Consider the following 26,978-nt stretch of genomic DNA (forward strand, 5'->3'; position numbering starts at 1 on the left):
CGCGGCCGCGCCGGTCAGCGGTCCCGGAGGCGCTTGCGGTAGTGGACGCGGTCGTACGGGCCGTCCACGCGTCGCTCGACGACCTCGTACCCGTACCGTTCGTAGATCTTCTGGTTCTCCCACATGAGCGCGTTGGTGTAGAGCCGGATCTCGGGAAGGCCCAGCTCGCGCGCGTGGGCTTCGACGAAGGAGAGCAGACGGCGGCCCACCCCCTGCCCCGCGGCATCGGGGTGGACCGCGATCGATTCCAGGAGGAGGCGTCCTTCGTAGGGGCGCGGGACGAGCACCAGGAGCCCCACCACGGGGTCCCCGGTGACGTACACGAAACCCGCCGCCACATCGGCCGCGTGGTCGGCCTCCATCGGGCGGGGGACGAGCCCGATGCGTTCGATGTAGTGGTGGTAGGCCGCGTCGGTGACCGCCCGCACGGCGGGCACGTCGGCGGCGGTGGCGAGGCGGATGTCCGTGGGGCCCTCGGTGGTGGTCATGCCTCTACGTCTACGGCACGGCGTCGCGCCCGCACCACCGCCTTCTTCAACAAGGGCCAGGCCACGATCAGGACGATGAGGCCATAGACCGTGACGGAGAACGGCGTGAGGAGGCCGCCGGCGTCTCCGTCGCTGATCTGCAGGGCGCGGCGCAGCTGTTGCTCGGCGTTCGGGCCGAGGATGACGCCGATGACGGCGGGCAGCACCGGCAGTCCGTAGCGCCGCATGCCGAAGCCGATGAGGCCGATGACGAGGAGGACGACGAGGTCGAGCGCCTCGCCGCCGACCGCGTAGGCGCCGACGGCCGCGAAGAAGAGGATGCCCGCGTAGAGGTAGGGGCGCGGGATGCGCAGGAGCTTCGCCCAGACCGGGGCGAGCGGCAGGTTGAGGGCCAGCAGGAGCATCATGCCGACGAACAGGGAGGCGATGAGGCCCCAGACGAGGTCCGCCTCGCGTTCGAAGAGGAGCGGGCCCGGCTGGATGCCGTACTGCTGGAACGCGGCGAGCATCACGGCGGCGACGGCGGTCGTGGGCAGGCCGAGCGTGAGCATGGAGACGAGGGTGCCCGCCGCCGACGCGGAGGCCGCCGACTCCGGGCCCGCGACGCCCTCGATGGCGCCCTTGCCCCACTCGTCCTTGTGCTTCGACAGCCGCTTCTCCGTCACGTACGACAGGAACGTCGGGATCTCCGCGCCGCCCGCCGGGATCGCGCCGAACGGGAAGCCGATGAGGGGGCCGCGCAGCCAGGACTTCCAGGTGCGCTTCACGTCGTCCCCGCCGAGCCAGGGGCGCCCGACGGGGATCGCCTGTCCGCTGGTGCGGCGCAGGTGGGCGGCGACCCACAGGGCCTCACCGATGGCGAAGAGGCCCACCGCGACGATGACGACGTCGATGCCGTCGGCGAGTTGGAGCGAGCCGAAGGTGAGCCGCTGCTGGCCCGTCATCTGGTCGAGGCCGACCAGGCCGATGGTCAGGCCGATGAGGAGCGAGGCGAGGCCGCGGATGCGGGACGAGCCCAGCACGGAGGTGACGGCGATGAACGCGAGCACCATGATGGCGAAGTAGTCGGGCGCGCCGATGTCGACGGCGAGGTCGGCGACGGTGGGGGCGAGCGCGACCAGGAGCAGCGTGCCGATCATGCCGCCGGCGAAGTGCCCGATGGCGGCGGCCGCGAGGGCCTGCGCCCCACGCCCCGCCTTGGCCATCGGGTGGCCTTCCATGGCGGCGACGACGGCGGCGCTCTCGCCGGGCGTATTGAGCAGGATGGAGGTCGTCGAGCCGCCGAACATCGCGCCGTAGTAGATGCCGGCGAACATGATGAAGGCGCCGGTCGGTTCGAGTCCGTACGTCACGGGGAGCAGCAGGGCGACGGCCATGGCGGGCCCGATGCCGGGAAGCACGCCGATCGCGGTGCCGAGGAGCACGCCGACGGCGGCCCACAGGAGGTTGATGGGGGTCAGGGCCGTGCCGAAGCCGTCCATGAGGGAGGTGAAGGCGTCCATGTCACAGCACTCCCATCAGGGGGCCGCCCGGCAGGGGCACGCCGAGCAGGTTGTTGAAGACTTCGTACGTGACGACGGACAGCCCGGCGGCGATGAGCGGGTCGCGGTCGAGGTGGCGGCTGCCGAGGGCGTAGGCCGCGCCCCAGAAGAGCAGCGCCCCGGCGATGGGGAAGCCGGCCGGTTCGATGAGGACGGCGGCGGCGAGGAAGACACCGGCGAGCAGCAGTACGGTGCGCCAGTCGGCGGGTTCGGACAGGTCGACGTCCTCGCCGCCCTCGGCCTCGCCGCGCCCGCCGCGCAGCACGTCGACGGCGAGCAGCAGCGCGACGACGAGCAGCCCGGCCCCGACCACGATCGGCACGGTCTTCGGGCCGATGGGGCCGCGCTGGGCGATCTCGACGTCCATGGTGAGGGCGTCGGTGAGGACGAGGGTGCCGAGCGCGAGGAGCAGGACGCACACGCCGAGTTCGGAGTGTTCGCGCAGCCAGGCGCGGCGGCCGCGCGGCGCGTCGGGGCTGTCGGGGCGGTCGGGAACTTCGGTCGTGGTCACAGTCCCAGCTCCTTCAGTACGGAGACGACGCGCTGGTCCTGGGCTTTCAGGAAGTCGCCGAAGTCGTCGCCGGTCAGGAAGGCGTCGTCCCATCCGTTCTTCTTCAGGGACTCCCGCCACTCCTTGGAGGCGTGCAGTTTCCTGACGAGCCCGGTGAGCTTCTTGCGCTCGGCGTCGCTGAGGCCCGGCGGGGCGACGATGCCGCGCCAGTTGGTGAAGTCCACGTCGTAGCCGGACTCCTTGAGGGTGGGGCCGTCCAGGCCCTTGACCCGCGCGGGCCCGGTGACGGCGAGCAGCCGGAGCTCCCCCGACTTGATCTGGTCCAGGTACTCACCGACCCCCGAGACCCCGAAGGCGACCTTGCTCCCGAGGATGGAGGCGAGAAGTTCACCACCCCCGTCGAAGGGGACGTAGTTGACCTTTTTCGGGTCGATGCCGGCGGCGCGGGCCATGAGCATCGGTGCGAGGTGGTCGGGCCCACCGGGCGAGGACCCCCCACCTACGGGCACCTTCCCCGGATCCTCCTTCCAGGCGTCGACGAGCTGCTTGATGGTCTTGTACGGGGAGTTCTTGGCGACCACGACGACGTCCTGCTCCTCGGTGAGCCGGGCGATGGGGGTCGTGTCGGCGAGGGTCTTCGGCGAGTCGTTGGAGCGGGCGGCGCCGACGACGCCGAGCCCCATGGACATGGCGAGCTTGCCGTTGCCGTGCTCGCCGACGAGCCGGGTCAGGCCGACGGTGCCACCCGCGCCGGGCAGGTTGAACACCTCGATGTTGTGGGTGAGTCCGGCGTCCTCGGCGTTCTTCGCGGCGGTGCGCGCGGTGATGTCGTAGCCGCCGCCGGGCGTGTTGGGGACCATGAAGCGCAGGCCGGGGATCTGCGTGCCGGTGTCGGCGCCGCTGCCCGTGGTGAGCAGCGGCGGCGCCACGAGCACGAGGAGCGCGGCCCCGGACAGGGCGAGAGGGGTGCGCAGGCGCACGTGTGCCACCACCTGTCGGCGTGTAGTCGGGTGTGGGACAAGCTCTGAGGTGGCCCACATGTTGCCCGGGTGTTAACAACCTGTCGCTCTTCCGGAATCAACGGACGTTGTGGTCGTTGTGGTCGCGCCCATAGCCTGCGGCGATGACGAGGGTGCTGGTCGTGGACGACGACTTCATGGTCGCCAAGCTGCACAGTCGCTACGTCGCGACGGTGCCCGGCTTCACGGTGGTCGGGGTCGCGCACACCGGCGCGGAGGCGGTGCGCCTCGCCGCGGACGTCCGCCCCGACCTCGTACTCCTCGACGTCTATCTGCCCGACATGGATGGCATCGCGGTCCTGCGCGAGCTGCGGGCGGCGGAGGAGCGGGAGCCGGGGCGCGAGCCGGTGGACGCCCTGTTCATCACGGCGGCGCGGGACGCGGAGGTGGTGCGGGCGGCGCTGCGGGCGGGTGCGCTGCACTACCTGATCAAGCCGTTCAACCAGGCGGCGCTGCAGGAGCAGTTGCGCCACGTCGCCGCGCTGCGGGCCCGCCTGGACGGCCTGGCGGAGGCCCGCCAGGAGGACGTCGACCAGATCTTCGGCACCCGCCCGCCGGGTTCCCGGGAACTCCCCAAGGGCCTGGCGCCCCACACGGCGGACCTGGTGGAACAGACCCTCCGCAACCATCCGTCCGGCCTCTCGGCGTCGGAGTGCGCGGAGGCGGGCTCCCTCTCCCGCGTGAGCGCCCGCCGCTACCTGGAATTCTTCGCGTCCACGCGCCGGGCAGAGGTGACGCTTCGGTACGGGGGGACGGGGCGGCCCGAGCGGCGGTACCGGTGGCTGGGTGAGGGCAATTCGGGCACGACCTGAGCGGAGTCCGAAGGCTTCCTTAACCGCACCATAAGGATCTCCATCCCCCGCCCTCAGCAGGGGGTTTCGCGGATTTCAGGGGCTAGTTTTCAGGTCGCCCTGAACCGCCGTTTGAGGAGAACCCCCATGTCTGCACGCCGCAAGGTCGCACGCCTCGCCGCCGTCGGTGTCGCGCCGCTCGCTCTGACCGCCCTCTCGGTCGCGCCCGCCGCCGCGCACGGCTCGATGACGGACCCGGTCAGCCGGGTCTCCGCCTGTTTCCAGGAGGGGCCGGAGTCGCCCAGGTCGGCCGCCTGCAAGGCAGCCGTCGCGGCCAGTGGCGCGCAGGCCTTCTACGACTGGAACGGCGTGAACATCGCCAACGCCGCCGGGAAGTCGAAGGAGATCATCCCGGACGGGAAGCTGTGCAGCGCCGGGAACGACAAGTACAAGGGGCTCGACCTGCCGCGCGGCGACTGGCCCTCCAGCAAGCTGTCCGCGGGCAACCACACGTTCCGCTACAAGGGCACCGCCCCGCACAAGGGCTCCTTCGAGCTGTTCGTCACGAAGGAGTCGTACGACCCGTCGAAGCCCCTGAAGTGGTCGGACCTGGAGGAGAAGCCCTTCGTCAAGGTCACCGACCCGAAGATGGAGAACGGCGACTACGTCTTCGACGGCAAGATCCCCGCCCGTGAGGGCCGGCACCTGATCTACTCGATCTGGCAGCGCTCCGATTCCCCCGAGGCGTTCTACACCTGCTCCGACGTCGTCTTCGGGAAGGACGACGGGGGTTCGGGCGGCTCCGCTCCGGCCCCCGCCGCCTCCGCGCCCACCGACCAGGACATCGAGGCCGGCGCCGACAAGTCCTCCGTCGAGCACCACGGCCACGGGGACGCCGACGCCAGGACGGGCGCCGAGGCCACCGGCGCCGCGCCCGCCGCCCCCGCCGCGGACGAGGCCACCGGCGACAACCGGCCGGAGGTGAACGGCGGCGCCGAGAAGCCGGTCACCACGGCGGACGGCAACCTCGCCGAGACCGGCGGCGACAGCACCACGCCGTACATCGCCATGGGCGGCGCCGCGATTCTGGCGGTCGGTGCCGCGGCGATGTTCGCGACGACCCGCCGCCGGGCCTCCGGACGCCACGGCCGCTGAGAGCCTGTGTCGTAGCCCCGGACCGGTCAGCGGAGACGACGCCGGGCGCGTGTCAGGACAGGCACGTGCTCGGCGTCGCGTGTGCCGGGTCCAGGGCGTTCGCCACCTCGTGGTGGGCGACGCGGTCCGTGATGCCGATCGCGACGTGCTCGGACAGGGCCACGGGGCACAGGTCCTGGAGGGTGACGTTGTGGACGTCCGGGCCGGTCAGGAACTGGGTGCGGTACGGGGTGACGACCTCGTCGTACTTCGTGGCGATGACGGTGTAGCGCACACCGGGCACCGTGTCGCCGCCCTCGTTGAGCTTGGTCAGGAAGGGCGAGCCCGCGACCTGGTCGGCGAGGCTCGGGGTCTTGGTGGTCAGCAGGTCCTCGATGCCGGGGAAGTACGGCAGCAGCTTGGTGAGGCCGAGCAGCGTGGTGCCGTGGTTGTCGGGGGCGAGGCCGATCAGGGCGTTCACCTTCGCGGCGCCGCCGAGGAACTTGAGGTAGTGGCGCGGCATCATGCCGCCCTGCGAGTGGCCGACGAGGTCCGCCTTCTTCGCGCCCGTCGAGGCGAGCACCTTGTCGACGAAGACGTCGAGCTGCTCGGCCGACTTGTCGATGGGGCCGAGGCCGTTGAAGAACGGGACGCCCGGCAGCTGGCCGTAGTCCAGGGAGTAGACGCAGTAGCCGCGCTTGACCAGGTAGGGCGCGAGGACGAGCCAGTTGTCGACGGAGTTCCCGAACGTGCCGTGCACGAGGACGACCGGTCGGGGGTGGGCGGCGGACGGCCGGCAGTCGTAGTCGTTCCAGCCTCGGGACGTCGAGGCCTGCGGCGTGTCGGCCGCGGCCGTGGCGGCGGGGGTGAGGGTGACCGCGCCCGTGACGAGCAGGGCGGCGGCGAGCGCGCGCAGCGCTCGTCTCCAGGGCAGCATCGTGTGATCTCCTTGCGGCTCAAGGGAGGTGCGGAAGGAGGTGCGGTGGCGATACGCCTGGTGATCCGGATCAGCAGGATGCCGTGCTCACGTCAAATTACGCGCGAGTAGGTGAAGAGTGAAGCGGCGCGTCACAAAAAGTTCCAGCGTTCACTGGCGCGGTCACGACGCGGGCCCCGGCGCCGTCACGCCGCCAGCGTTCCCGGCACGATCGCGCCCGGACCGAACTTCGCCCGCGCCCGGTCCGCGACCTCCTCGATGCGGCGGGTCTTCTCGTCCGTCGGGTCGAACGACAGCTGATGGGTGGCGCGTTCGGCGGAGGTGAGGCCTTCCGCGCGCAGGGAGAGGGCGCGCACCCGGGCCCGCTGGAGGCCGAGCGCCTCGTACATGCGGTATGCGGCCTTGGCCAGCTCGGTGGAGTGGGCGGTCTGCTCGGGGAGGGCCTTGGAACGGGTGGTGGTGGACCGGTCGGCGTACCGCACCGTGAGGACCAGCGTGCGGCACACCTGGTCCTCGCCGCGCATCCGCGCCCCCAGCTCCTCCGCGCCGGAGAGCAGCGCGCGCCGGTGCCGGAAGGGGTCGAGTTCGTCGCGCGGGAAGGGCCGTTCGACGGAGAGCGAGCGCGCGGCGGCGTTCGGCACGACCCGCGTACGGTCGACACCCCGCGCCTTCTCGCTCAGCTCACGGCCCGCGCGGGCGCCGACGAGCCGCTGCAGGGTGGACAGGGGCGCGGCGCCGACCTTCCCGAGGGTGTCGAGGCCGTACTCGCAGAGGGTGCGGGCGGTGGCGCGGCCGATGCCGGGCAGCTCGCCGACCGGCCGTTCGACGAGGAACTCCCGTACGCCGCCGTCCCCTTCGGGCACCGAGCGGGTCACGCCGGGGGCGGCGCCGCGCGCGGCCATCCGCGCCAGCATCGGCCCCGGCCCGGCGCCGATCGCGCACTCCACCCCGTACAGCGCGAGCGCCCGTACCCGGATCAGCGCGGCGAGGTCGACGGCGCTCCGGCCGAAGTAGCGCCGCGCGCCCCGGACGTCGACGAGCGCGGCGTCGGGCGGGAGCGCCTCGACCTGCGGGGTGAACTCGCGGAGCAGGGCAAGGAGTTGGGGTAGGAGCGCTTCGTGCATGGGAGGCAGCAGGAAGCGTACGTAAAGGGTGGTGACGCCATTGTGCATCCCGCGCCCCCCGTCGCTCATCCCGCGCTCGCCGTCGCTCATCCCGCGCTCCCCGGACTCCGGTGCCACAGCTTCCTCGTCGTCGCCGTCCCTTCACCCGCCGGGCGCAGGTCGGCCCAGGGGTGCATCTCGAAGCCGTTGGCCAGCCGGATGCGGCGGCCGCCGGCCGGGTCCTTGTCCTGCTCCTCCCCTTCGGGGTCCGGCTCCGCCAAGCGCAGTGCCACCGCGTCGAGGCCCCCCTCCGCACGTACCTCCGCCAGCTCCGCCAGGTTCCACGCCGCCGCGCCCACCACGCTGAGGCTGCGCGGCCCGCGGCGCTGCACCACGCCGCGTACGAGCAGCAGCCAGGAGTGGAAGACGGTGTGCGCGCACCGCTCGTGGGCGTCGTCGAAGAAGGCCAGGTCGATGAGGCCCGTGCCGTCGTCCAGGGTGGTGAAGATGACGCGCTTGCCGGAGCGGATCGGCGGGGTCTGCGTGGCGGCCTTGGCGCCCGCGACCAGGACGGTCGCGCCGTGTTCGGCTTCGCGCAGGCGCCGGGCGCTGAGCGCGCCGAGCTCGTCGAGGAAGGCGCGGTGGTCGCCCATGAGGTGGCGCGAGGAGTCCATGCCGAGGACGCCGAGTTCGGCGCTGAGCCGCTCCGCGTCGTCCAGGTCGGGCAGGCCCGCGGGGGCCGTCTTCCGCCCGCCCGCCAGGGGCAGTTGGGCGCCGGCCGCGCCGCGCGCGCCGCGCCGCAGTTCGGCCAGGTGGAGCTGCAGGTCGCGGCGGTTGGCGCCGAACGCGTCGAGCGCGCCGACCTGCGCGAGCCGCTGGGCGACCGGCTTGGAAGGCCTGGCACGCTCCCAGAAGTCGACGAGGGAGGTGTAGGGCTGACCGTCGGCGATCCGGGCGGCCTCGGCCTCGCTGATGCCGTGCACGTCGGAGAGCGCGAGCCGCAGCCCCCACCGGTCCGGAGCCCTCTCGGAACCGGAACCGGATTCAGAACCGGATTCAGAACCAGAACCAGACACCAGTTCGATACGGTGGGCGACCGCGGACCGGTTCACGTCCAGGGGAAGGATCGGCACCCCCCGCCGCCGCGCGTCCGCGAGCAGCAGCCGCTTCGGGTACATCCCGGGGTCGTGCGTGAGCAGCCCGGCGTAGAACGCGGCCGGGTGATGGGCCTTCAGCCACGCCGACTGGTAGGTGGGCACGGCGAAGGCCACCGCGTGCGCCTTGCAGAAGCCGTACGAGCCGAAGGCCTCGACGATCCCCCAGGTGCGGCCGATGGTCTCCGCGTCGTACCCCCTGGCCGCCGCGTGCTGCGCGAACCAGAAGCGGATCCGGCCCTGCGACTCGGGGTCGGAGAGCCCGCGCCGCACCCGGTCCGCCTCGTCGCGCCCGCAGCCGGTCATGATGTCGACGATCTGGATGACCTGCTCGTGGAAGACGACGACGCCGTACGTCTCCTTCAGGGGCTCCGCGAGGTCCGGGTGCGGGTAGCGGACGGGCGCGCGGCCGTGCCGGGACTCGATGAAGGGCCGGACCATGTCGGCGGCGACCGGTCCAGGACGGAACAGCGAGATGTCGACCACCAGGTCGTGGAAGGTCGCAGGCTGGAGCCGCCCGACCAGATCGCGCTGGCCCGGCGACTCGATCTGGAAGCAGCCCAGCGTCTCGGTGGACTTGATGAGTTGATACGTCGCCGGGTCGCCCGGCGGCACCTGGCGCGGGTCGTCGAGGTCCACGGCGTCGCCCGTGGCCCGCTCGACCTCCGCCACCGCGTGCGCCATCGCCGACTGCATCCGCACGCCGAGCACGTCCAGCTTGAGCAGGCCGAGGTCCTCGACGTCGTCCTTGTCGAACTGCGACATGGGCAGGCCCTCGCCGCTGGTCGGCATCACGGGGGTGCGGGCGAGCAGCGACGCGTCGGAGAGCAGCACCCCGCACGGGTGCATGGCGACCCCGCGCGGCAGCGCGTCCAGCGCCTCGACGAGGTCCCACAGCCGGTCGCGGTCCCCCAGCTCCTCGGCGATCTCCCGGAGTTCGGGCAGCTCCTTCATCGCGGAGCGTGCGTCGCGGGCGCGGATGTGCGGGAAGGCCTTGGCGATCCGGTCGATGTCGGCCGGGTCCATGGACAGGGCGGCGCCCACGTCGCGTACGGCGTGGCGCACCCGGTACGTCTCGGGCATGGCGACCGTCGCGACGCGCTCGGGGCCGAAGCGGTCGATGATCGCGCGGTAGACCTCCAGGCGGCGGGCCGACTCGACGTCGATGTCGATGTCCGGCAGGACGTGCCGCCGCTTGGACAGGAACCGCTCCATGAGCAGCCCGTGCTCGACGGGGTCGGCGTGCGCGATGCCGATGAGGTGGTTGACCAGGGACCCGGCGCCCGAGCCGCGCGCCGCGACCCGGATGCCCAGGCCGCGCACGTCGTCGACGACCTGGGCCACGGTCAGGAAGTACGAGGCGTATCCGTGGTGGTCGATGATGTCCAGCTCGTGGTGCATCCGCTCCCAGTAGTCGCGCCGTGAGTCGTAGCCGCGCAGGATCATGCCCGCCGCGGCCCGCGAGGCAAGGACGCGCTGCGCGGTGCGGCGCCCGGCGCCGACGAGGTGCGGTTCGGGGAAGCGTACGGAGCCGATGCCGATGTCGTCCTCCGGGTCGACGAGGCATTCGGCGGCGGCCGCCCTGGTCTGTTCGACGAGGCGGTGGGCGGTGTCGCGGCGGAAGCCCGCGGCCTCGACGACGCGTTCGGCGACCTGCAGCATGGCGTCGGCGCCTTTCAGCCACCGCTCGCCGCTGTCGAGTTCCTTGGTCGGGTCGACGGGGACGAGGCGGCGGGCGGCGTCGAGGACGTCCGCGACGGGGCCCTGGCCGGGGTCGGCGTAGCGCACGGCGTTGCTGAGGACGGGGCGCACGCCCTGCTCGGCGGCGAAGCCGACGGTGCGCGCGGCCAGGCGCAGCGAGCCGGGGCCCGTGCCCTCGCGGCCGTGCCAGACGGATTCCAGGCGCAGCGCGTCGCCGTACCGCTCGCGCCAGGGGGCGAGGAGGCGGGCGGCCCGGTCGGGGCGGCCCGCGGCGAGCGCGCGGCCCACGTCGGACGCGGGGCCGAGCAGCACGGTGAGGCCCTCGCCGTGGTTCTCCTGCCACGGCAGGACGGGCTGCCCCTGTCCCTGCCCTTGCCCCTGCTCCGCGCCGTCGCGGTGCGCGGCGGTGACGAGGCGGCAGAGCGCGGCCCAGCCGGTGGCGCCGTCCCTGGCGAGGAAGGTGACGCGGGGTGTCGACTCGTCGATGAAGGCGCCGCCGCGCACGGGGGTCCGCCGGTGCTCGCCCCGCGCGGGGGCGGGCGCGCCCACCGCGAGCTCGGCACCGAACAGCGGCCGTACGCCCGCCTTGGCCGCGGCCTTGGCGAACCGGACGGTGCCCGCGAGGGTGTCGCGGTCGGTGAGCGCGAGGGCGTCCATGCCGCGTTCGGCGGCGCGCTCGGCGAGCCGCTCCGGGTGCGACGCGCCGTACCGCAGGGAGAATCCGGAGACGGTGTGCAGATGCGTGAACCCGGGCACACGCACCTCCTGACACTCCGAACCGATCCGATCTGGCCATCCCCCGTCTCCACCATAGACCAGTTTCGAATACACGTACGACACATACGTTCGATTACCGTGCGAGGGCTGCCCCCGTCGGCCCCCGGCGCCCTCGTATCGTCCGTTCGGCCCATCCCACCTGCGTAAACGCTCCACACACCGGAGCGTGGACGCATGAGGTTCGCCGACGAATTGAAAAGCGCCGTCACCCCGCGAGCAGCCCTGCTCGTCATCGGCGTACTCGCCCTGCAGCTGCTGTTCATCGCCTCCTACGTAGGGGCCCTGCACAACCCGAAACCCAGAGACGTGCCCTTCGGAGTCGTCGCCCCGGGGGCCGCGGCCGAGCAGACCGCCGACAAGCTGAAGAAGCTCCCCGGCGACCCGCTCGACCCGCGCGTCCTCAAGGACGAGGCCGCGGCCCGCCACCAGATCATGAACCGTGACATCGACGGCGCCCTGCTCGTCGACCCGCGCGGCACCACCGACACCCTCCTGGTCGCCTCCGGCGGCGGCACCGCCCTCTCCAGGACCCTCACCGGCCTCGCCACCGACGTCGACGCCGCCGAGAAGCGCACGGTGAAGACCGTCGACGTGGCACCCGCCTCCGACCAGGACTTCAACGGCCTCTCGTCGTTCTACCTGGTCGTCGGCTGGTGCGTCGGCGGCTACCTGTGCGCGTCGATCCTCGCGATCAGCGCGGGCTCCCGGGCCTCCAACGTGCCCCGCGCGGTCATCAGGCTCGGCACCATGGCGCTCTACGCGATCGTCGGCGGGCTCGGCGGCGCGATCATCATCGGGCCGATCCTCGGCGCCCTGCCCGGCAGCGTCCTCGGCCTGTGGGGTCTCGGCGCGCTGGTGATCTTCGGGGTCGGCGCGATCACCCTCGCCCTCCAGGCGCTGACCGGCATCGTCGGCATCGGCCTCGCCGTCCTCCTCGTCGTCATCGGCGGCAACCCCAGCGCGGGCGGCGCCTTCCCGCTGCCGATGCTGCCGCCCTTCTGGGAGGCGATCGGACCCTGGCTGCAACCGGGCGCGGGCACGTGGGTCGCCCGCTCCATCGCGTACTTCGACGGGAACTCGATCACCCGCCCGCTCCTCGTCCTCGCCGCCTGGGCGGTCCTCGGCACCGTCGTCACCCTCGCCCTGTCCGCCCGCCGCAAGACGCACAACAGCGGCACCATCGACCTCAGCGGCACGAACTACGGCAGCGGAAACGGCAGCGGCAGCAGGCGCTTCGAATGACGTGAGCGCCGGGCGTTGTCAGAGCCGGGTGCAAGGCTGAGACGCATGATCCGCACACTCGCCGTCGAGAACTACCGCTCCCTGCGCAAGCTGATCGTCCCGCTGGACCGGCTGAACGTGATCACGGGCGCGAACGGCACGGGCAAGTCCAGCCTGTACCGCTCCCTGCGTCTGCTCGCCGACTCCGCCACGGGCGGCGCGGTCGCGGCGCTGGCCCGCGAGGGCGGCCTGCCCTCCGCGCTCTGGGCGGGCGAGCGGAAGGCCGAGCCCATGGGGCTGAGGCTCGGCTTCGCCGGCGACGAGTTCGGGTACGCGGTGGACTTCGGCCTCCCCCAGTCCAGCGGCGCGGGCCCCAAGGGCGCGCCGTCCCTGTTCCGGCTCGACCCGGAGATCAAGCGCGAGTCCACCTGGGCGGGCCCCGTCCTGCGGCCCGCGGCGCTGCTCTGCGACCGCGCGGGCCCCGCGGTCCGCACGCGCACGGCCGACGGCGGCTGGCACCGCAGCCAGGGCATCCGTCCGTACGACAGCATGCTGAGCGAGTTCGCCGACCCGCAGCTGGCACCCGACCTGCTGCGGCTGCGCGAGCTGATCCGCTCCTGGCGGTTCTACGACCACGTGCGCACCGACGCCGACGCGCCCGCCCGCGCCGCCCGCATCGGCACCCGCACGTCGGTCCTCGCCCACGACGGCGCGGATCTGGCCGCCGCCCTGCAGACCATCCGCGAGATCGGCGACGACGAGGCGCTCGACGACGCGGTGGACGACGCCTTCCCCGGCAGCCGGGTCCGCGTCGTCGACAACGGCGGCCGGTTCGAGCTCCAGCTGCACCAGCACGGGTTGCTGCGCCCGCTGGGCCCCGCGGAGCTCTCCGACGGCACGCTGCGCTACCTCCTGTGGACCGCCGCGCTGCTGACCCCACGGCCGCCCGCGCTGCTCGTCCTGAACGAGCCGGAGACGAGCCTGCACCCGGACCTGCTGCGTCCGCTCGCGGACCTGATCGTCGCCGCGACGAAGGACACGCAGGTCGTCCTGGTGACCCACGCCCGCCCTCTCGCCGAGGCGGTGGCCAAGGGCGCGGCCCGCCACCGTGTCGACGTCAACTCCATCGAACTGACGAAGGAGTCGGGCCGAACGACGGTGGCGGGCCGGGAGAGCCTCCTGGACGAGCCGCTGTGGTACTGGCCGAAGCGGTGAGCCCGCGCCCCGTAAGGGGCGCGGGGAACTGCGCGACAAGCCACAGCGAACCCGCAGCCGGGAACCGGGATCAGGCCCCTCCCCCGTCCCCGTAGTACGCCTGGCGCATGAGCTGTTGCATCTCGTCGAGCATCGGCATGCGGGGGTTGGCCGGCGCACACTGATCCGCGTACGCGTTCATCGCCTGCTGCGGCAGCGCCGCGAGAAACGCCGCCTCGTCGACGCCCTCCTCGGCGAAGGACGCAGGAATCCCGCACTTGGCGCGCAGCTCCTCGACCGCCCGGGCGTAGGACTCGACGCCCTCCTCCGGGGAGCCCGCCGGCAGGCCCAGCATGCGGGCGATCTCCTGGAACCGTTCTGGCGCCCGGTAGACCTCGGCCTTCGGCCAGGGCGTCGCCTTGCCGGTCACCGTGCCGTTGTGCCGGATGACGTGCGGCAGGAGCAGCGCGTTGGTGCGGCCGTGGGCGACGTGGAACGTGTTGCCGAGGGTGTGCGCCATCGCGTGCACCAGGCCGAGGAAGGCGTTGGCGAAGGCCATGCCCGCGACGGTCGAGGCGTTGTGCATCTTCTCGCGCGCCTCGGGGTCCTCCGCCCCGTTCACGACGCACCGCTCCAGGTTCTCGAAGATCAGCTTGATGGCCTGGAGGCAGAGCCCGTCGGTGTAGTCGTTCGCGTACGCCGAGACGTACGCCTCCGTGGCGTGGGTCAGCGCGTCGAAGCCGGAGTCGGCGGTGACGGTCGCCGGGAGCCGCAGCGGCAGGGTGGGGTCGACGATCGCGACGTTCGGGGTGAGCGCGTAGTCGGCGAGGGGGTACTTCTGCGCGGCCGCCGGGTCGGAGATGACCGCGAACGGGGTGACCTCCGAGCCGGTGCCCGACGTCGTCGGGACGGCCACGAGCTGCGCCTTCTCACCGAGCCCGGGGAACTTGAACGCCCGCTTGCGGATGTCGAAGAACTTCTCCTTGGTGTCCGCGAACTCGACCTCGGGGTGCTCGTACATGAGCCACATGATCTTCGCCGCGTCCATCGGCGAGCCGCCGCCGAGCGCGATGATCGTGTCCGGCTCGAAGTCCCGCATCCGCGCGGCGCCCGCCCGCACCGTGGAGAGCTCCGGGTTGGGCTCGACGTCGTCGATGACCTGGACGGTGACGGCCGACGGGCGGGCCGCGAGGATGTCGGTCACACGGGCGACGAAGCCGAGGGCCGACATGGTCTTGTCGGTGACGATCGAGACCCGCTTGATGCCGTCCATCTCACCGAGGTAGCGGAGCGCGTTGCGCTCGAAGTAGATCTTCGGCGGGACCTTGAACCACTGCATGTTGTTGTTGCGCCGTCCGATCCGCTTGATGTTGACCAGATTGACCGCGGAGACGTTGTTGGACACCGAGTTGTGTCCGTAGCTGCCGCAGCCGAGGGTGAGCGAGGGGAGGAAGGAGTTGTAGACGTCGCCGATGCCGCCGAAGGTGGAGGGCGCGTTGACGATGACGCGGACCGCCTTGACGCGCCTGCCGAACTCCTCGGCGAGCTCCTCGTCCTCGGTGTGGATGGCGGCGCTGTGCCCGAGTCCGTGGAACTCGACCATCTGGGCTGCCAGTTCGAGGCCGTGCTCGGTGGTGTCGGCCTTCAGGGCGGCGAGGACCGGGGAGAGCTTCTCGCGGGTGAGCGGTTCGCCCTCGCCGACCTCGGCGCACTCGGCGACGATGACCGATGTGCCCTCGGGGACCTCGAATCCGGCCTGTTCCGCGATCCACCGCGGGGACCTGCCGACGACGTCCGCGTTCAGTTCGGCGCCCGCGCAGTTGTTGGCGAAGGCGGTCGTGCCGAAGACGAACTCCTCCAGCTTGGTCTTCTCGGCCGCCGTGACGACGTACGCGCCGAGCCGCCGGAACTCCTCGATCCCCTCGTCGTAGATCTCCTTGTCGAGGATGACGGCCTGCTCGGAGGCGCAGATCATGCCGTGGTCGAAGGCCTTGGAGAGCACGATGTCGTGCACGGCACGGCGCAGCTTGCCGCTGCGTGCGACGTATGCGGGTACGTTGCCCGCGCCGACGCCGAGCGCGGGCTTGCCGCAGGAGTAGGCGGCCTTCACCATCGCGTTGCCGCCGGTGGCGAGGATCGTGGAGATGCCGTCGTGGTGCATGAGGAGGCCGGTGGCCTCCATCGAGGGTTCCTCGATCCACTGCACGCAGTCCTCGGGGGCGCCCGCCTCGACCGCCGCGTCCCGCACGATCCGCGCGGCCTCGGCGGAGCAGCGCTGGGCGCTCGGGTGGAAGGCGAAGACGATCGGGTTGCGGGTCTTGAGGGCGATGAGCGCCTTGAAGATCGTGGTGGAGGTCGGGTTGGTGACCGGGGTCATCGCGCAGACGACGCCCACCGGTTCGGCGATCTCGGTGACGCCGTTCAGTTCGTCGCGGGAGACGACGCCCGCCGTCTTCAGACCGCGCAGCGAGTTGACGACGTGCTCGCAGGCGAAGAGGTTCTTGACGGCCTTGTCCTCGAAGAGGCCGCGGCCGGTCTCCTCGACCGCCTGCCGCGCGAGCTCCCCGTGCCGGCTCAGCGCGGCGAGGGAGGCCTTCTTGACGATGTGATCGACCTGCTCCTGGTCGTACGCCGCGAACCGGCCGAGGGCCGTGAGCGCCCTTTCGACCAGTCCGTCCACCATCTCGTTGGCCTGCATGGTGGCACTCCTTCGTCGGATTCGTCGGAATCTTTTCGCTCCACCTCAATTCCACACCTGCATGCCTCCTGAGAGGCGCCGAAAAGGGCCTCAGCCGCCGGGCAGAAGGTCCTTCCGGGGACACCTGAACGCCTCCGAAGTGGCGCCTGAGCTGCGTAAACAGTGCGGGACCTTAGACCCATGCGCGCTTGTGAAACCTTTCACAAGAAATACGGAAAAACCCCGCCCCCGATTTCTCGGGGGCGGGGCATCGAGCGTCCTGCGAGGTCAGCCGATTTCCGCTCCGTAGGCCGAGAGGGCCTCCGGAACCGGCTGGAAGAAGGTCTCGCCGCCGGACGAGCAGTCGCCGCTGCCGCCCGAGGTGAGGCCGAGCGCGGTGTCGCCGGCGAAGAGCGCGCCGCCGCTGTCACCGGGCTCGGCGCAAACCGTGGTCTGGATCAGACCGTCGACCTGGCCCTCCTGGTAGTTGACCGTGGCGTCGAGCGCGGTGACGTCACCGTCGTGGACCTGGGTGGTGCTGCCGCTGCGCGTCACCTTCTGGCCGACCGTGGCGTCCCCCGCCTTGCTGATCGCCTGGGTGCCGCCGTAGAGGTTCACCTCGCTGGGGTGCGGGGTGTCGGCCGTGTACTTCACGATGGCGTAGTCGTTGCCCGGGAAGCTGGACTCCTCCGTGGCGCCGATCTCCGAGCCGCCCTGCGAGTCGGACCAGCTCTTGACCGCGTTGCCGCAGTGTCCCGCCGTCAGGAAGTACGGCTCGCCGCCCTTGGTGACGTTGAACCCGAGCGAGCAGCGCGAGCCGCTCCCCCAGATCGCGTCGCCGCCGGCGATGAAGGCCTTGTACTCGCCCTTGCTGCGCTTGAGCTCGGCCTTGCCGCCGAGGCTCTTCACGATCGAGCCGACCTTGTCGAGCTGCGCGCCCTTGACCGTGCGGTCGGCCGTGACGACGACCTTGTTGGTGGCCGGGTCCATCGCCCACGAGGTGCCGGGCACGGCCGCCTTGGCGTCGAGCGTCGCGCGGGCGCTCTTCAGCTCGGCGAGGGAGTTCTCGACGATTCTGGCCTTGCCGCCCGCCGACTCGACGGCGTCCGCGGCACTCTCGTCGAGCACGTTCACGACGAGGGACTTGGCCTTCGCGTCGTAGTACGTGCCCGCCGCGTCCGCGCCGAGCTCCTTGCCGAGAGACGAGGCGAGCTTTCCGGCCTCGGCCACGGAGAGGGTGTCGGGGGTGGGGGTGGGGGAGTTCTCGCTCGCGTTCGCAGTCTGGAAGGTGATTCCCGCGGCGACCAGCGCGGCGATGCCCGCGCCTGCCACGGCGGCACGGCGCTTGGGTATGCGTCGGTGCTTCAAAGCTCACGACCTCCTGTGGGGGGACCGACCCGTCCGGCGTGGGGGCCTCGCGGGTCGCGGGTCTTGCGCAGCACGGAACCACCACGCTGAATTAGCCGCGTCCATGCCAAGTTGACCCGCTAACTATCCCGACGCCATCCGGTCGCACACAAGGTCCACTTCAGGACGCGCATGCGGGAACGGCCGCGCGCCCCCTGTGCGTTGAGTGAGCCGGGTCACAGCACGTCGGTCCCCATCGCAAACACCGCGTGCGAGGAAAGGTCGTCAGCGGGTGAGGACTAGTCCTGTCCGGTTCTCGACCCCGCGGCGGGGCCGAGCTCTCCGACTTCCGCGTCCCCCGCTCCGGATTCCGGCGGCTTCCCGGGCTCCGCGTGGTTCCCCTGGGACTGCGGCTGCGGCTGCGGCTGCGTCGGCACGGCCTGCTGGGCCCGCTCCAGGAAGCGGAGGAGCTCCACCGGGAAGGGCAGGACGAGGGTGGAGTTCTTCTCGGCGGCGACGGCCACCACGGTCTGCAGGAGCCGGAGTTGGAGCGCGGCGGGCTCCTCGGACATCTCGTGGGCGGCCTCGGCGAGCTTCTTGGATGCCTGGAGCTCGGCGTCGGCGTTGATGACGCGGGCGCGCCGCTCGCGGTCGGCCTCGGCCTGGCGGGCCATGGACCGCTTCATCGTCTCGGGCAGCGACACGTCCTTGATCTCGACGCGGTCGATCTGCACGCCCCACCCGATGGCCGGGGAGTCGATCATCAGCTCCAGGCCCTGGTTGAGCTTCTCGCGGTTGGACAGCAGGTCGTCCAGGTTGCTCTTGCCGATGATGGAGCGCAGCGACGTCTGCGCCATCTGCGAGACCGCGAAGCGGTAGTCCTCCACCTCGACGACCGCCTCGGCGGCGTCCATGACCTTGAAGTAGATGACGGCGTCCACGCGGACCGTGACGTTGTCGCGCGTGATGCCGTCCTGGGCGGGCACCGGCATCGTCACGATCTGCATGTTGACCCGGTGGAGCCGGTCCACCAGGGGCACGATCATGGTGAACCCGGGGCCGCGCACGGAGCTCTGGAGCTTTCCGAGGCGCAGCACCACACCTCGCTCGTACTGTTTGATGACGCGCGCCGCCGCCATCGCGTAGACCGCTCCGAGCGACCCTAGGGTCAGCCCCACCGCCACCAGCTCCTCGACCATGCCGGCCCCCCAGGGTCCGAATTGGGCGTGTTGCGCGCTCCTTCGAAGGTAGCTCTCCCCCCGGGCAAGAGCGAGCCCCCGCCCGGTGTCCGGACGGGGGCCTGGTGCGGTGGAACTCTGCCGGTGGGCGATGTGCCGGCAGACGCCGCTGTGTCAGTAGACGCTGACGTTGTACGCGCGCAGCGCCTCGGTGACCGGCTGGAAGAACGTGGTGCCGCCCGACGAGCAGTTGCCGCTGCCGCCGGAGGTCAGACCGAGGGCCGTGGAGCCCGAGTACAGCGGGCCGCCGCTGTCGCCCGGCTCGGCGCAGACCGTGGTCTTGATCATGCCGTAGACGACGTCGCCGCCGCCGTAGTTCACCGTCTGGTTCAGCGCGGTGACGCGGCCGCTGTGCGTACCGGTCGTGGAACCGCGCCGGGTGACGCTCTGCCCGACGGTCGGGTCGGCGGCGCGGGTGATGTCCTGGCTGCCCACGGTGCCGGACTTGGTCACGGAGTCGTTCGTGTACTTGACGATGCCGTAGTCGTTGGTCGGGAAGCTGGAGCCCGACGTGGTGCCGAGCACGGTGGTCTTCGCCGAGTTGGACCACCAGGTGCCCGCGCCGTCGGTGCAGTGGCCGGCGGTCAGGAAGTAGTAGGTGCTGCCGCTGCGCACGTTGAAGCCGAGCGAACAGCGCCAGCTGCTCGCGTAGATCGCGTCGCCGCCGGAGATGTACTTCTGGAAGGTGCCCGGGGTGCGCTCGATCTTCAGCGCGTCGGCGTTGCTGCCCGCCGCTTCCTTGAGCTTCGCGATCTCGGCCTTGGAGACCGTGCTGTCGGCGGTCACGACGACCTGCTTGGTCTTCGGGTCGACGCCCCAGGCGGTGCCCGCGACGTCGGCGCCGAGGACGGCGTCACTGGCCTGTTCCAGCTGCGACATGCTGAAGGTCGCGGCGCCGTCCTGCGCGGTGGCCGCGGGTACGGCGAGCGCTCCGGCGGCCACGAGCCCGGTGGCCACGGCGAGCAGACGGGTGTGTCTTGATATGCCGTTGTGGGGGATGGTGCGCTTGATCCTCACGTTTGTTCCTCCCGAGGGAAGTCAGTGGGTCCTTGTGGGTTGAGGACCCGTGAGGCGCAGCCAAAGAGACAGCCCGGATTCCGGTTACGCCGTGCTCCTGACAAGCGCTGCTCGGGAGTATTGGGGGGTGGACACGAGCCGCACAAGGGCGCCTTTCGGCCGAGACGCCACAGGCCCTAGGCGGCTCGCAGGTTCCGCTCCCCCGCCGCGATGTCGACGGGCAGCGTGTTGCCGGGCGGCGGGAAGGGGCAGATGAAGTGGTCGGCGAAGGCGCACGGGGGCAGCAGCGCACGGTTGAAGTCGACGGTGGTGCGCCCGTCGGCGTCGGGCGCGGCGGGCCGCAGGAAGCGGAAGCGGTAGCTGGAGACGCCGCTGGTGGCATCCGCGAAGACCGCCCACAGCGACCCGTCGGCCTCGACGCTCACCTTGAGGGCGTGCTCGACTCCCCCGATCCTGAAGGAGAGTTCACCGCCGAGTCCGAGCCCGCGCTCCTTGCCGTCCGCGTTGCCGACCGTGACGGTGCGGTCCTCGTCGTACGGGATGAAGCGCCCCGGCGCCGCCCAGCGCTCGTCGTACGCGGTGGCGTCGATGCCGCGGAAGGCGCGGCGCGCGGCGGCGTCCGGGTCGAAGTCGCGCACCGCCCACAGCCCTTCGCGCCGGATGACGACGAGGCGGCGCCCGCCGACCGCGACACGGGCGTCGGCGACAGGACCGCCGTCGGCGCCGAGGCGGGCCTCGCCGGTGAGGGGCGCGCCGTCCACCGTGAGGCCGTCGTCGGGACCCGCCGTCAGGACGAGCGCGTCGGGCGTCTCCGCCCAGTGCCCCGGGATGTCCGGCAGGTGTCCCTCCGGGTGGTCGGCGAGCCAGTGCGTGCCGGTGAGGGAGAGCGGCCCGTAGGGGGCCGACACCGTCTCCGTCCGCTGCTCGTGCCAGTGCTTCCAGTCCTGTGCCGCGTCCGCGGGGTGTCCGGTGCTCATGGTGATCAACCCTTCCATACCGGCTCGCGCAGCCCGAGGTGGGAGCGGAGCGTCGTGCCCTCGTACGCCGTGCGGTACGCGCCGCGCTCCTGGAGCAGCGGCACCACCCGGTCCACGAAGTCGTCGAGGCCGCCGGGGGTGAGGTGCGGCACGAGGATGAAGCCGTCGGCGGCGTCGGTGCGCACGAACTCCGTCAGATCGGCGGCGACCCGGTCCGGGGTGCCGATGAAGGACTGGCGAGCCGTGGTCTCGATGACGGTCTGGCGGATGGAGAGCCCCTTGGCCTCGGACAGCGCACGCCACTTGGCGGCGACGGCGAACGGGTCGCCGATCTTCACCCGGCCCTGGACGAGCTCGGAGTCCGGGTCCGGATCGATGTCGGGCAGCGGCCCGTCCGGGTCGTACGCGGAGAGGTCGACGCCCCAGACCTGCTCGAGGGCGAGGATCGCGTTCTGCGGGGAGACCTGCTTGCGGCGGATCTCGGTGGCCTTCTCCTGCGCCTCGGCCGCGGTGTCGCCGAGGACGAAGGTGACACCGGGCATGATCTTCAGGTCGTCGGCGGAGCGCCCGTACTTCGCGAGGCGGCCCTTCACGTCGGCGTAGAACGCGCGGCCCGCCTCCGGGGTGCCGTGCCGAGTGAAGATCACGTCGGCGGCGGACGCGGCGAACTCGCGCCCCTCCGGCGAGTCGCCCGCCTGGATGACGACGGGGTGCCCCTGTGGGGAGCGGGGCGCGGTGAACTCGCCCTCGACGGAGAAGTGCCGCCCGTGGTGCGCGAACGGCTGCGGCCTGCCGTCCGGCGTCCAGGAGTCCCACAGTTCACGGGCGGTCGTCAGGAACTCGGCGGCGCGGGTGTACCGGTCGGCCCGGTCGAGGTAGCCGCCGCGCCGGAAATTCTCGCCGGTGAAGGCGTCCGATGTGGTGACCACGTTCCAGGCGGCGCGTCCCGCGCTCAAGTGGTCAAGAGCGGCGAATCTGCGGGCTAGCTCGAAGGGTTCGTTGAAGGTGGCGTTGACGGTGCCGGCGAGCCCGAGCCGTTCGGTGACGGCGGCGAGCGCGCTCAGGACGGTCAGCGACTCGGGCCGGCCGACGACGTCCAGGTCGTGGATGCGCCCCTTGTGCTCGCGCAGCCGCAGCCCTTCGGCGAGGAAGAAGAAGTCGAAGAGGCCGCGCTCGGCGGTGCGGGCGAGCGACGCGAAGGACGAGAAGTCGATGTGCGAGCCGGAGGCGGGGTCGGACCAGACGGTGGTGCTGTTGACGCCGGGGAAGTGGGCGGCCAGATGAATCTGCTTGGGTCGCTGTGTCATGCGGACTCCCCCGTGAGCGCTGCGTATCGGTTGACGGGCCGGGCGAGCCCCAGGTGTTCGCGGAGCGTGCTGCCCGGATAGAAGGTGCGGAACAGGCCGCGGTGCTGGAGCAGCGCGACGGTGCCGTTGACGAGCCGCTCCAGGTCACGGCGGGGCTCGGCGGGCGTGAGGTGGAAACCGTCGACGGCGCCCGCGCGGTGCCAGTCGGCGATGAGCTCGGCGAGGTCGACGGGTCCGCCGCGGTAGGCGGGCCCTTCGGCGGTGGGCAGCGGGCCGCCGCCGTGGCCCGGTTCGGCGGCGTGCTCGCCGCCGCCGAGGTCGACGTCGAGGGCGGCGAACACGAGGAGGGTGTGCGGGTCGCGCCCGTACCGGGCGGCCAGGCCGCGCAGTTCGGCGCGTGCGGCGTCGGCCCGTTCGGCGGAGGCGGCGCGCACCAGGGCGACGTCCGCGTACCGGGCGGCGGTCTCGCGGGCCTGCGGCGCGGTCGCGTCGACGACCCGCACCGGGTGGCCCTGGGGCGGCCGCGGCACGATGGAGGGCCCGCGCACCGAGAACGTACGCCCCGCGAAGTCGGCGTAGTGCAGCTTGTCCCTGTCGATGAAGCGGCCGGTCGCCACGTCCCGTATCTCCGCGTCGTCCTCCCAGCTGTCCCACAGCAGGGCGGCGGCTTCGGCGACGTCACCTGCCTCCTGCCACAGCTCCTCGCGCGGCGCGGCGCGGCGGCGCCCGAAGAGCCGTGCCTCGGCCTCCGTCGCCGAGACGTCGAGCGCCCAGCCGGCCCGCCCGTGGCTGACCCAGTCGAGGGTCGCCACGGCGGCCTGCACGTGGAACGGCTCGGTGTGCGTGGTCGTGACGGTCGGCACGAGGCCGATGCGCGCGGTGCGGGGCGCGATCCTGGCGGCGACGGCGAGCGCGTCGGGTCCGGGGCGCGCGAACGAGTCGTGGAGCGTCACGAAGTCGAGCGCCCCGTGCTCGGCGAGGAGCGCCGATTCGAGGTAGGGCGCGGCGTCGTGGGTGTCGGGCCGGTCGATGGCGACGGCGAGGTGGAGGGAAGGCATGCGTACTCCCGGAGGACTGGAGGGCCTAGAGGACCTTGGAGAGGAAGGCGCGCGTGCGGTCGTGGCGCGGCCTGTCGAGTACGTCGGCGGGGGCGCCCTGTTCGACGACGCGGCCGTCGTCCATGAAGACGACGGTGTCGGCCACCTCGCGGGCGAAGCCGATCTCGTGCGTGACGACGATCATGGTGGTGCCCTGCCGGGCGAGGTCCTTGATGACGTCGAGGACCTCGCCGACCAGTTCGGGGTCGAGAGCCGATGTCGGCTCGTCGAAGAGGAGCAGGTGCGGTTCGAGGGCGAGCGCGCGGGCGATGGCGACGCGCTGCTGCTGGCCGCCGGAGAGCTGTCGCGGGTAGGCGCCGGCCTTGTCGGCGAGACCGACGCGCTCCAGGAGCTCCCGCGCGGCCCGCTCCGCGCCGGGCCGCGGCCGTTTGAGCGCCGAGACGGGCGCCTCGACGATGTTCTCAAGCACGGTCAGGTGCGGGAAGAGGTTGAAGTTCTGGAAGACGAAGCCGATCCGGGTGCGCTGCTTGAGCACCTCGCGTTCGGGCAGCTCGTACAGCTTGTCGCCGGAGCGCCGGTAGCCGATGAGCGAGCCGTCGACGGTGATCCGTCCCGCGTCGACCTTCTCCAGGTGGTTGATGGTCCGCAGGAGCGTGGACTTGCCGGACCCCGAAGGGCCGATGACGACGGTGACCTCGCCCCTGCCGACGTGCAGGTCGACGCCCTTCAGGACCCGCACGGAGCCGAAGGACTTGTGCACGGAACGGACGTCGACCATGGGGGTGTCACTGGGCTGGGTCATGGGTTCCTCGGATCGTGGTCATGGCCGTGAGGGTGCGCAGCCGTCGGGGCACGCAGGAAGTCGAGTACGGCGCGTGCCGTGGCGTCGTTCTGCCGGAAGGTGGGGCTGTTGGTGCGGGGCCGGGTGAACGCTCCGGCGCCGCGCGCGTCGGTGTGCGGGCCGAGTGCGAAGCGGCGCGGATGCGGTGTGCCCGCCCGGTCGAGCACGCGTCCGTCGGCAGGGTCGACGGCGAGCAGCCCGGCCGCGGTCGACGCGGCGCCCTCGGCGTGCAGGGCGCGCAGGAGCGGGTCGCGGGTGCGGGCGAGAGTGGGCTGCGGGAGCCGTGCCTCGACGAGCGCGCGGGCCTCGGTGACCTGTCCCGGCAGGGTGGGGCTCTGGGCGCGGAACACCCCGTCCTCTGCGGTGACCTGCACGTCCGCGCCGAGGAACCGGACGACTCCGGCCCGTGAGAGGGCGAGCAGCTGTGTCAGCCGGGGGCCCGGCGGCCCCGACGCGAGGTAGCTGAAGAAGCCGTGCCACCACGTCCCGACGTCGCCGAGCCGCACCAGCTGCCCGTACACGGAGAGCAGTCCGAGGAAGACGGCGAGGTCGGGGCTGTGTCCGGGGTCGTGTCTGCGCGCGAGGTCGTCGGCGATGTGGGCGCGCAGGCCGTCCTGCAGTGTCGCGTACGAGGTGTGCCGCACCCCGGCCAGCGGGTGGTCGAGCGCGGTGAGGTCGAGCCGGTCGGCGGGGTCGGGCACGGCGGAGGCGACGAGGGCGTCGAGTTCGGGACTGCCGGGGTCGCAGACCGCGTACTTCTCGTCGAAGTCCGTCCAGGCGGTGCGGGTGCGTTCGGGGTGGGCGGTGAAGAGGCGGTGGTAGTGGGCGAAGCCGAGCTCCTTCTCGACGAGCGGCCAGACGTCGCGCCGGAAGTCGTACCCGCCGGGTCTCGCGAGGAGCCCGTCGATCTCGGCGGGGCCCAAGTAGCGGGGCAGCGGCGGCCGTTCGCCTTCCCAGTCGTAGCCGATCTTCGAGCGGTAGGGGACGCCGCGCCGGGAGCCGACGTACAGGACGGGCTCGCGGCCCGAGGGGTGGTACGTGTCCCCTTCGTACCGTCCGCCGCGCCCCTCGGTGAGGAGCACCATCAGGTCGACGAAGGCGAGGCCGAAGCCGCGCACGATGACGGGTGCGCCGGGTTCGAGCGGCGAGAGGTCGGTGTCGGCGGTGAAGTCGGGCGGCAGGTGGACGAGGCCGGTGCGCACGGCGTACGCGGCCAAGTCGGCCTGTTCGGCGTCGAGTTCGGCGTCCAGGTGTCCTTGCGCGAGGATGACGAGGTCGGCGGCGAGCGGTGCGTCGACGCCTTCGAGCACCACCTCCTGGCGGGTGTCGCGCTCCCCGGTGACGCGCAGGGCCCTGCGCCGGTGGTGGTGGACGACGACGCCTTCGGGCAGGGCGGCGACGGCCTTCTCGTATACCCAGCGCAGGTAGGCGCTCTGCTCGCGGCGGCCGAGGAAGGCGCGCCCGTCGCGCCCGGTCCACTCGTGGAGCGCGGGCCCCGGCAGGACGGGTCCCGTGACCTCCACCGTCTCGTCGGTGAACATCGTGACGTCCTGGGCCTGCGAGTTCATCCAGAGCAGCGGCGACTGGTCGTGCCGCCAGATGCGGCCGCCACCCGGCGGGTAGGGGTCGACGAGGTGGATGTCGAGCCCCGAACCGCCGTACAGCTCGGCGGCGTTGGCGCCGAGCCGCTCCAGGATGCCGGTGGCGCGCGGCCCCGCGCCCACGATGACCAGTGACCGCCGCACCGGCGACCGGCTCATCGGGCACGCTCCGAGCCCTTGGCGTAGTGCCGCTCGACGTAGTACTGGCCGACGCTGAGCACCGAGGTGACCACGACGTACCAGATGGTGGCGACCATGAGGAGCGGGATCACCTGGTAGGTGCGGTGGTAGACGAGCTGCACGGAGTAGAGCAGGTCCTGCACGGCGATGACGGAGACGATCGAGGTGCCCTTGAGGGTGCCGATCAGCATGTTCCCGGCCGGCGGCACGATCGACCGCATGGCCTGCGGCAGGACGATCCGCCGCCACCTGCGCCACCGCCCGAGACCCAGCGACTGCGCGGCCTCGGTCTGCCCGCGGTCGACGGAGAGGATCCCGCCGCGCACCACTTCGGCGGCGTACGCGGCCTCGTGCAGGGTGAGTCCGATGACGGCGATGGTGACCGGGCCGAGCAGGTTCACCGTCTTCACGCCGAACAGCTGCGGATACAGCGCCCCGATGTTGAACCAGAAGAGCAGCTGCACCAGGATCGGCATCGACCTGAAGAACCAGACGTAACCCCAACTCACCGCCCGCAGGACGGGGTTGGCGGAGAGCCTGCCCAGGGCGAGGAGAGTGCCGAGGGCGAAGCCGAGCGCCATGACGAGGGCGGTCAGCCAGAGCGTGAGCCCGAGGCCGCGCAGCACGGACGCCGAGGTGAAGTACTCACCGACGACGTCCCATTGGAACGCCTCGTTGCGTACGACGGAGTTGGCGGCCAGCGCGAGCAGCACCAGGACGACGGCGGCCGCCGTCCACTGTCCCGCGCGGGGGCGTGGAACGATGCGCGGCTCGGCGGGGAGTTCGGCGGTTTCGCGGGGCTCGGGGACCGGCGCCGGTTTGGCGAGGGTGTCGGAAGACATGCGGAAGGCTCCGTGGATACAGAAGATCGAACACGGGTGACGCCTTCACACGGACCGAGCCCCTCAGCACGATCCGCCTCGACATTACGGTGCCGCGCACACGCGTTGTCAAGGCTGTCCAGGATGTGAGCCTTACGTCTCACGGCAGTTGACGCGGAAACGGATGCCTGTTCCACTTGGCCCATGCATCCGCAGCAGTGGCTGGTCACGCGCTCCCACATCGACTTCGGTCGAGTGTGGTCGGCGTCTTGTTGATGCCCTTCTGAGCCGACCCCCTGCGCGCCGGGGCCCGTTCCGGGCCCGCCTCTCTCCTTCTCCACGG

At 71.7% G+C, this 26,978-nt stretch carries 21 protein-coding genes; 4 read left to right on the forward strand and 17 right to left on the reverse strand.

Annotation, left to right across the window (positions count from 1 at the left end):
* Positions 1-14: 14 nt before the first annotated feature.
* Genes DEJ49_RS06840 through DEJ49_RS06855 form a run of 4 tightly spaced genes read right to left on the reverse strand, consistent with a single transcriptional unit; the run spans position 15 to position 3,520 of the window.
* Positions 15-488, reverse strand: coding sequence for a GNAT family N-acetyltransferase (locus DEJ49_RS06840; protein WP_150183290.1), 474 nt, complete (start codon positions 486-488; stop codon positions 15-17).
* Positions 485-1,990, reverse strand: a complete 1,506-nt coding sequence (locus DEJ49_RS06845) for a tripartite tricarboxylate transporter permease (RefSeq protein ID WP_150183291.1) — start codon at positions 1,988-1,990, stop codon at positions 485-487. Before DEJ49_RS06845 ends, DEJ49_RS06840 begins: the two co-directional genes overlap by 4 nt.
* A gap of 1 nt (position 1,991) precedes the next feature.
* Complete coding sequence (locus DEJ49_RS06850; protein WP_223832750.1) at positions 1,992-2,540, reverse strand: tripartite tricarboxylate transporter TctB family protein; 549 nt, start codon at positions 2,538-2,540, stop codon at positions 1,992-1,994.
* Entirely contained in the window at positions 2,537-3,520 is a 984-nt protein-coding gene (locus DEJ49_RS06855) for a Bug family tripartite tricarboxylate transporter substrate binding protein (protein WP_150188081.1), read from the reverse strand. The genes DEJ49_RS06850 and DEJ49_RS06855 overlap by 4 nt, the downstream gene beginning before the upstream one ends.
* 143 nt (positions 3,521-3,663) lie before the next feature.
* On the opposite strand from DEJ49_RS06855, the gene DEJ49_RS06860 reads away from it, so the two are divergent.
* A complete protein-coding gene (locus DEJ49_RS06860; protein ID WP_150183293.1) occupies positions 3,664-4,371 on the forward strand; it encodes a response regulator in 708 nt (235 codons plus the stop codon).
* A 126-nt stretch (positions 4,372-4,497) separates the two neighbouring features.
* Positions 4,498-5,505, forward strand: coding sequence for a lytic polysaccharide monooxygenase (locus DEJ49_RS06865; RefSeq protein WP_150183294.1), 1,008 nt, complete (start codon positions 4,498-4,500; stop codon positions 5,503-5,505).
* 52 nt (positions 5,506-5,557) lie between these two features.
* Here DEJ49_RS06865 and DEJ49_RS06870 read toward each other — a convergent pair whose 3' ends face one another.
* From DEJ49_RS06870 to DEJ49_RS06880, 3 genes are all read right to left on the reverse strand, one after another.
* Positions 5,558-6,421, reverse strand: a complete 864-nt coding sequence (locus DEJ49_RS06870) for an esterase/lipase family protein (RefSeq protein WP_150183295.1) — start codon at positions 6,419-6,421, stop codon at positions 5,558-5,560.
* A gap of 185 nt (positions 6,422-6,606) precedes the next feature.
* Positions 6,607-7,635 (reverse strand): DNA polymerase thumb domain-containing protein, encoded by a 1,029-nt coding sequence (locus DEJ49_RS06875; protein WP_223832751.1) that lies wholly within the window; start codon positions 7,633-7,635, stop codon positions 6,607-6,609.
* Positions 7,632-11,135 (reverse strand): DNA polymerase III subunit alpha, encoded by a 3,504-nt coding sequence (locus DEJ49_RS06880; protein ID WP_150183296.1) that lies wholly within the window; start codon positions 11,133-11,135, stop codon positions 7,632-7,634. The genes DEJ49_RS06875 and DEJ49_RS06880 overlap by 4 nt, the downstream gene beginning before the upstream one ends.
* Before the next feature lie 195 nt (positions 11,136-11,330).
* On the opposite strand from DEJ49_RS06880, the gene DEJ49_RS06885 reads away from it, so the two are divergent.
* Positions 11,331-12,398 carry a DUF3533 domain-containing protein gene (locus DEJ49_RS06885; RefSeq protein ID WP_223832752.1) on the forward strand — a complete coding sequence of 356 codons (1,068 nt, stop codon included), beginning with the start codon at positions 11,331-11,333 and terminating at the stop codon, positions 12,396-12,398.
* A gap of 45 nt (positions 12,399-12,443) precedes the next feature.
* Positions 12,444-13,592, forward strand: coding sequence for an AAA family ATPase (locus DEJ49_RS06890; protein ID WP_150183297.1), 1,149 nt, complete (start codon positions 12,444-12,446; stop codon positions 13,590-13,592).
* A 70-nt stretch (positions 13,593-13,662) separates the two neighbouring features.
* Here DEJ49_RS06890 and adhE read toward each other — a convergent pair whose 3' ends face one another.
* From adhE to DEJ49_RS06940, 10 genes are all read right to left on the reverse strand, one after another.
* Positions 13,663-16,269, reverse strand: a complete 2,607-nt coding sequence (adhE, locus tag DEJ49_RS06895) for a bifunctional acetaldehyde-CoA/alcohol dehydrogenase (RefSeq protein WP_150183298.1) — start codon at positions 16,267-16,269, stop codon at positions 13,663-13,665.
* Positions 16,270-16,536: 267 nt separating this feature from the next.
* Positions 16,537-17,616 carry a S1 family peptidase gene (locus DEJ49_RS06900; RefSeq protein ID WP_150183299.1) on the reverse strand — a complete coding sequence of 360 codons (1,080 nt, stop codon included), beginning with the start codon at positions 17,614-17,616 and terminating at the stop codon, positions 16,537-16,539.
* Positions 17,617-17,894: 278 nt separating this feature from the next.
* Complete coding sequence (locus DEJ49_RS06905) at positions 17,895-18,794, reverse strand: slipin family protein (protein ID WP_150183300.1); 900 nt, start codon at positions 18,792-18,794, stop codon at positions 17,895-17,897.
* Between the two features lie 153 nt (positions 18,795-18,947).
* A complete protein-coding gene (locus tag DEJ49_RS06910; RefSeq protein ID WP_150183301.1) occupies positions 18,948-19,850 on the reverse strand; it encodes a S1 family peptidase in 903 nt (300 codons plus the stop codon).
* Between the two features lie 176 nt (positions 19,851-20,026).
* Positions 20,027-20,827, reverse strand: a complete 801-nt coding sequence (locus DEJ49_RS06915) for a DUF1684 domain-containing protein (RefSeq protein WP_150183302.1) — start codon at positions 20,825-20,827, stop codon at positions 20,027-20,029.
* Between the two features lie 5 nt (positions 20,828-20,832).
* Entirely contained in the window at positions 20,833-22,134 is a 1,302-nt protein-coding gene (locus DEJ49_RS06920) for an NtaA/DmoA family FMN-dependent monooxygenase (RefSeq protein ID WP_150183303.1), read from the reverse strand.
* Entirely contained in the window at positions 22,131-23,192 is a 1,062-nt protein-coding gene (locus tag DEJ49_RS06925) for an LLM class flavin-dependent oxidoreductase (RefSeq protein WP_150183304.1), read from the reverse strand. The genes DEJ49_RS06920 and DEJ49_RS06925 overlap by 4 nt, the downstream gene beginning before the upstream one ends.
* A gap of 25 nt (positions 23,193-23,217) precedes the next feature.
* Positions 23,218-23,994, reverse strand: a complete 777-nt coding sequence (locus tag DEJ49_RS06930) for an amino acid ABC transporter ATP-binding protein (protein ID WP_317850443.1) — start codon at positions 23,992-23,994, stop codon at positions 23,218-23,220.
* Positions 23,991-25,793, reverse strand: a complete 1,803-nt coding sequence (locus tag DEJ49_RS06935; protein WP_190329285.1) for an FAD/NAD(P)-binding protein — start codon at positions 25,791-25,793, stop codon at positions 23,991-23,993. Before DEJ49_RS06935 ends, DEJ49_RS06930 begins: the two co-directional genes overlap by 4 nt.
* Positions 25,790-26,656 (reverse strand): amino acid ABC transporter permease, encoded by an 867-nt coding sequence (locus DEJ49_RS06940; protein ID WP_150183305.1) that lies wholly within the window; start codon positions 26,654-26,656, stop codon positions 25,790-25,792. Before DEJ49_RS06940 ends, DEJ49_RS06935 begins: the two co-directional genes overlap by 4 nt.
* Positions 26,657-26,978: the final 322 nt, after the last annotated feature.

Source organism: Streptomyces venezuelae, from assembly GCF_008642335.1.
In the GTDB taxonomy this organism is placed as follows: Bacteria; Actinomycetota; Actinomycetes; order Streptomycetales; family Streptomycetaceae; genus Streptomyces; species Streptomyces venezuelae_F.

What these genes read in the sequence shown, in the direction of transcription:
- DEJ49_RS06845 (WP_150183291.1), bottom strand. Translation starts at nt 1,990, where the DNA reads ATGGACGCCTTCACCTCCCTCATGGACGGCTTCGGCACGGCCCTGACC.
- adhE (WP_150183298.1), bottom strand. Translation starts at nt 16,269, where the DNA reads ATGCAGGCCAACGAGATGGTGGACGGACTGGTCGAAAGGGCGCTCACG.
- DEJ49_RS06935 (WP_190329285.1), bottom strand. Translation starts at nt 25,793, where the DNA reads ATGAGCCGGTCGCCGGTGCGGCGGTCACTGGTCATCGTGGGCGCGGGG.
- DEJ49_RS06920 (WP_150183303.1), bottom strand. Translation starts at nt 22,134, where the DNA reads ATGACACAGCGACCCAAGCAGATTCATCTGGCCGCCCACTTCCCCGGC.
- DEJ49_RS06885 (WP_223832752.1), top strand. Translation starts at nt 11,331, where the DNA reads ATGAGGTTCGCCGACGAATTGAAAAGCGCCGTCACCCCGCGAGCAGCC.
- DEJ49_RS06840 (WP_150183290.1), bottom strand. Translation starts at nt 488, where the DNA reads ATGACCACCACCGAGGGCCCCACGGACATCCGCCTCGCCACCGCCGCC.
- DEJ49_RS06925 (WP_150183304.1), bottom strand. Translation starts at nt 23,192, where the DNA reads ATGCCTTCCCTCCACCTCGCCGTCGCCATCGACCGGCCCGACACCCAC.
- DEJ49_RS06930 (WP_317850443.1), bottom strand. Translation starts at nt 23,994, where the DNA reads ATGACCCAGCCCAGTGACACCCCCATGGTCGACGTCCGTTCCGTGCAC.
- DEJ49_RS06890 (WP_150183297.1), top strand. Translation starts at nt 12,444, where the DNA reads ATGATCCGCACACTCGCCGTCGAGAACTACCGCTCCCTGCGCAAGCTG.
- DEJ49_RS06940 (WP_150183305.1), bottom strand. Translation starts at nt 26,656, where the DNA reads ATGTCTTCCGACACCCTCGCCAAACCGGCGCCGGTCCCCGAGCCCCGC.
- DEJ49_RS06865 (WP_150183294.1), top strand. Translation starts at nt 4,498, where the DNA reads ATGTCTGCACGCCGCAAGGTCGCACGCCTCGCCGCCGTCGGTGTCGCG.
- DEJ49_RS06870 (WP_150183295.1), bottom strand. Translation starts at nt 6,421, where the DNA reads ATGCTGCCCTGGAGACGAGCGCTGCGCGCGCTCGCCGCCGCCCTGCTC.
- DEJ49_RS06860 (WP_150183293.1), top strand. Translation starts at nt 3,664, where the DNA reads ATGACGAGGGTGCTGGTCGTGGACGACGACTTCATGGTCGCCAAGCTG.
- DEJ49_RS06915 (WP_150183302.1), bottom strand. Translation starts at nt 20,827, where the DNA reads ATGAGCACCGGACACCCCGCGGACGCGGCACAGGACTGGAAGCACTGG.
- DEJ49_RS06875 (WP_223832751.1), bottom strand. Translation starts at nt 7,635, where the DNA reads ATGAGCGACGGCGAGCGCGGGATGAGCGACGGGGGGCGCGGGATGCAC.
- DEJ49_RS06905 (WP_150183300.1), bottom strand. Translation starts at nt 18,794, where the DNA reads ATGGTCGAGGAGCTGGTGGCGGTGGGGCTGACCCTAGGGTCGCTCGGA.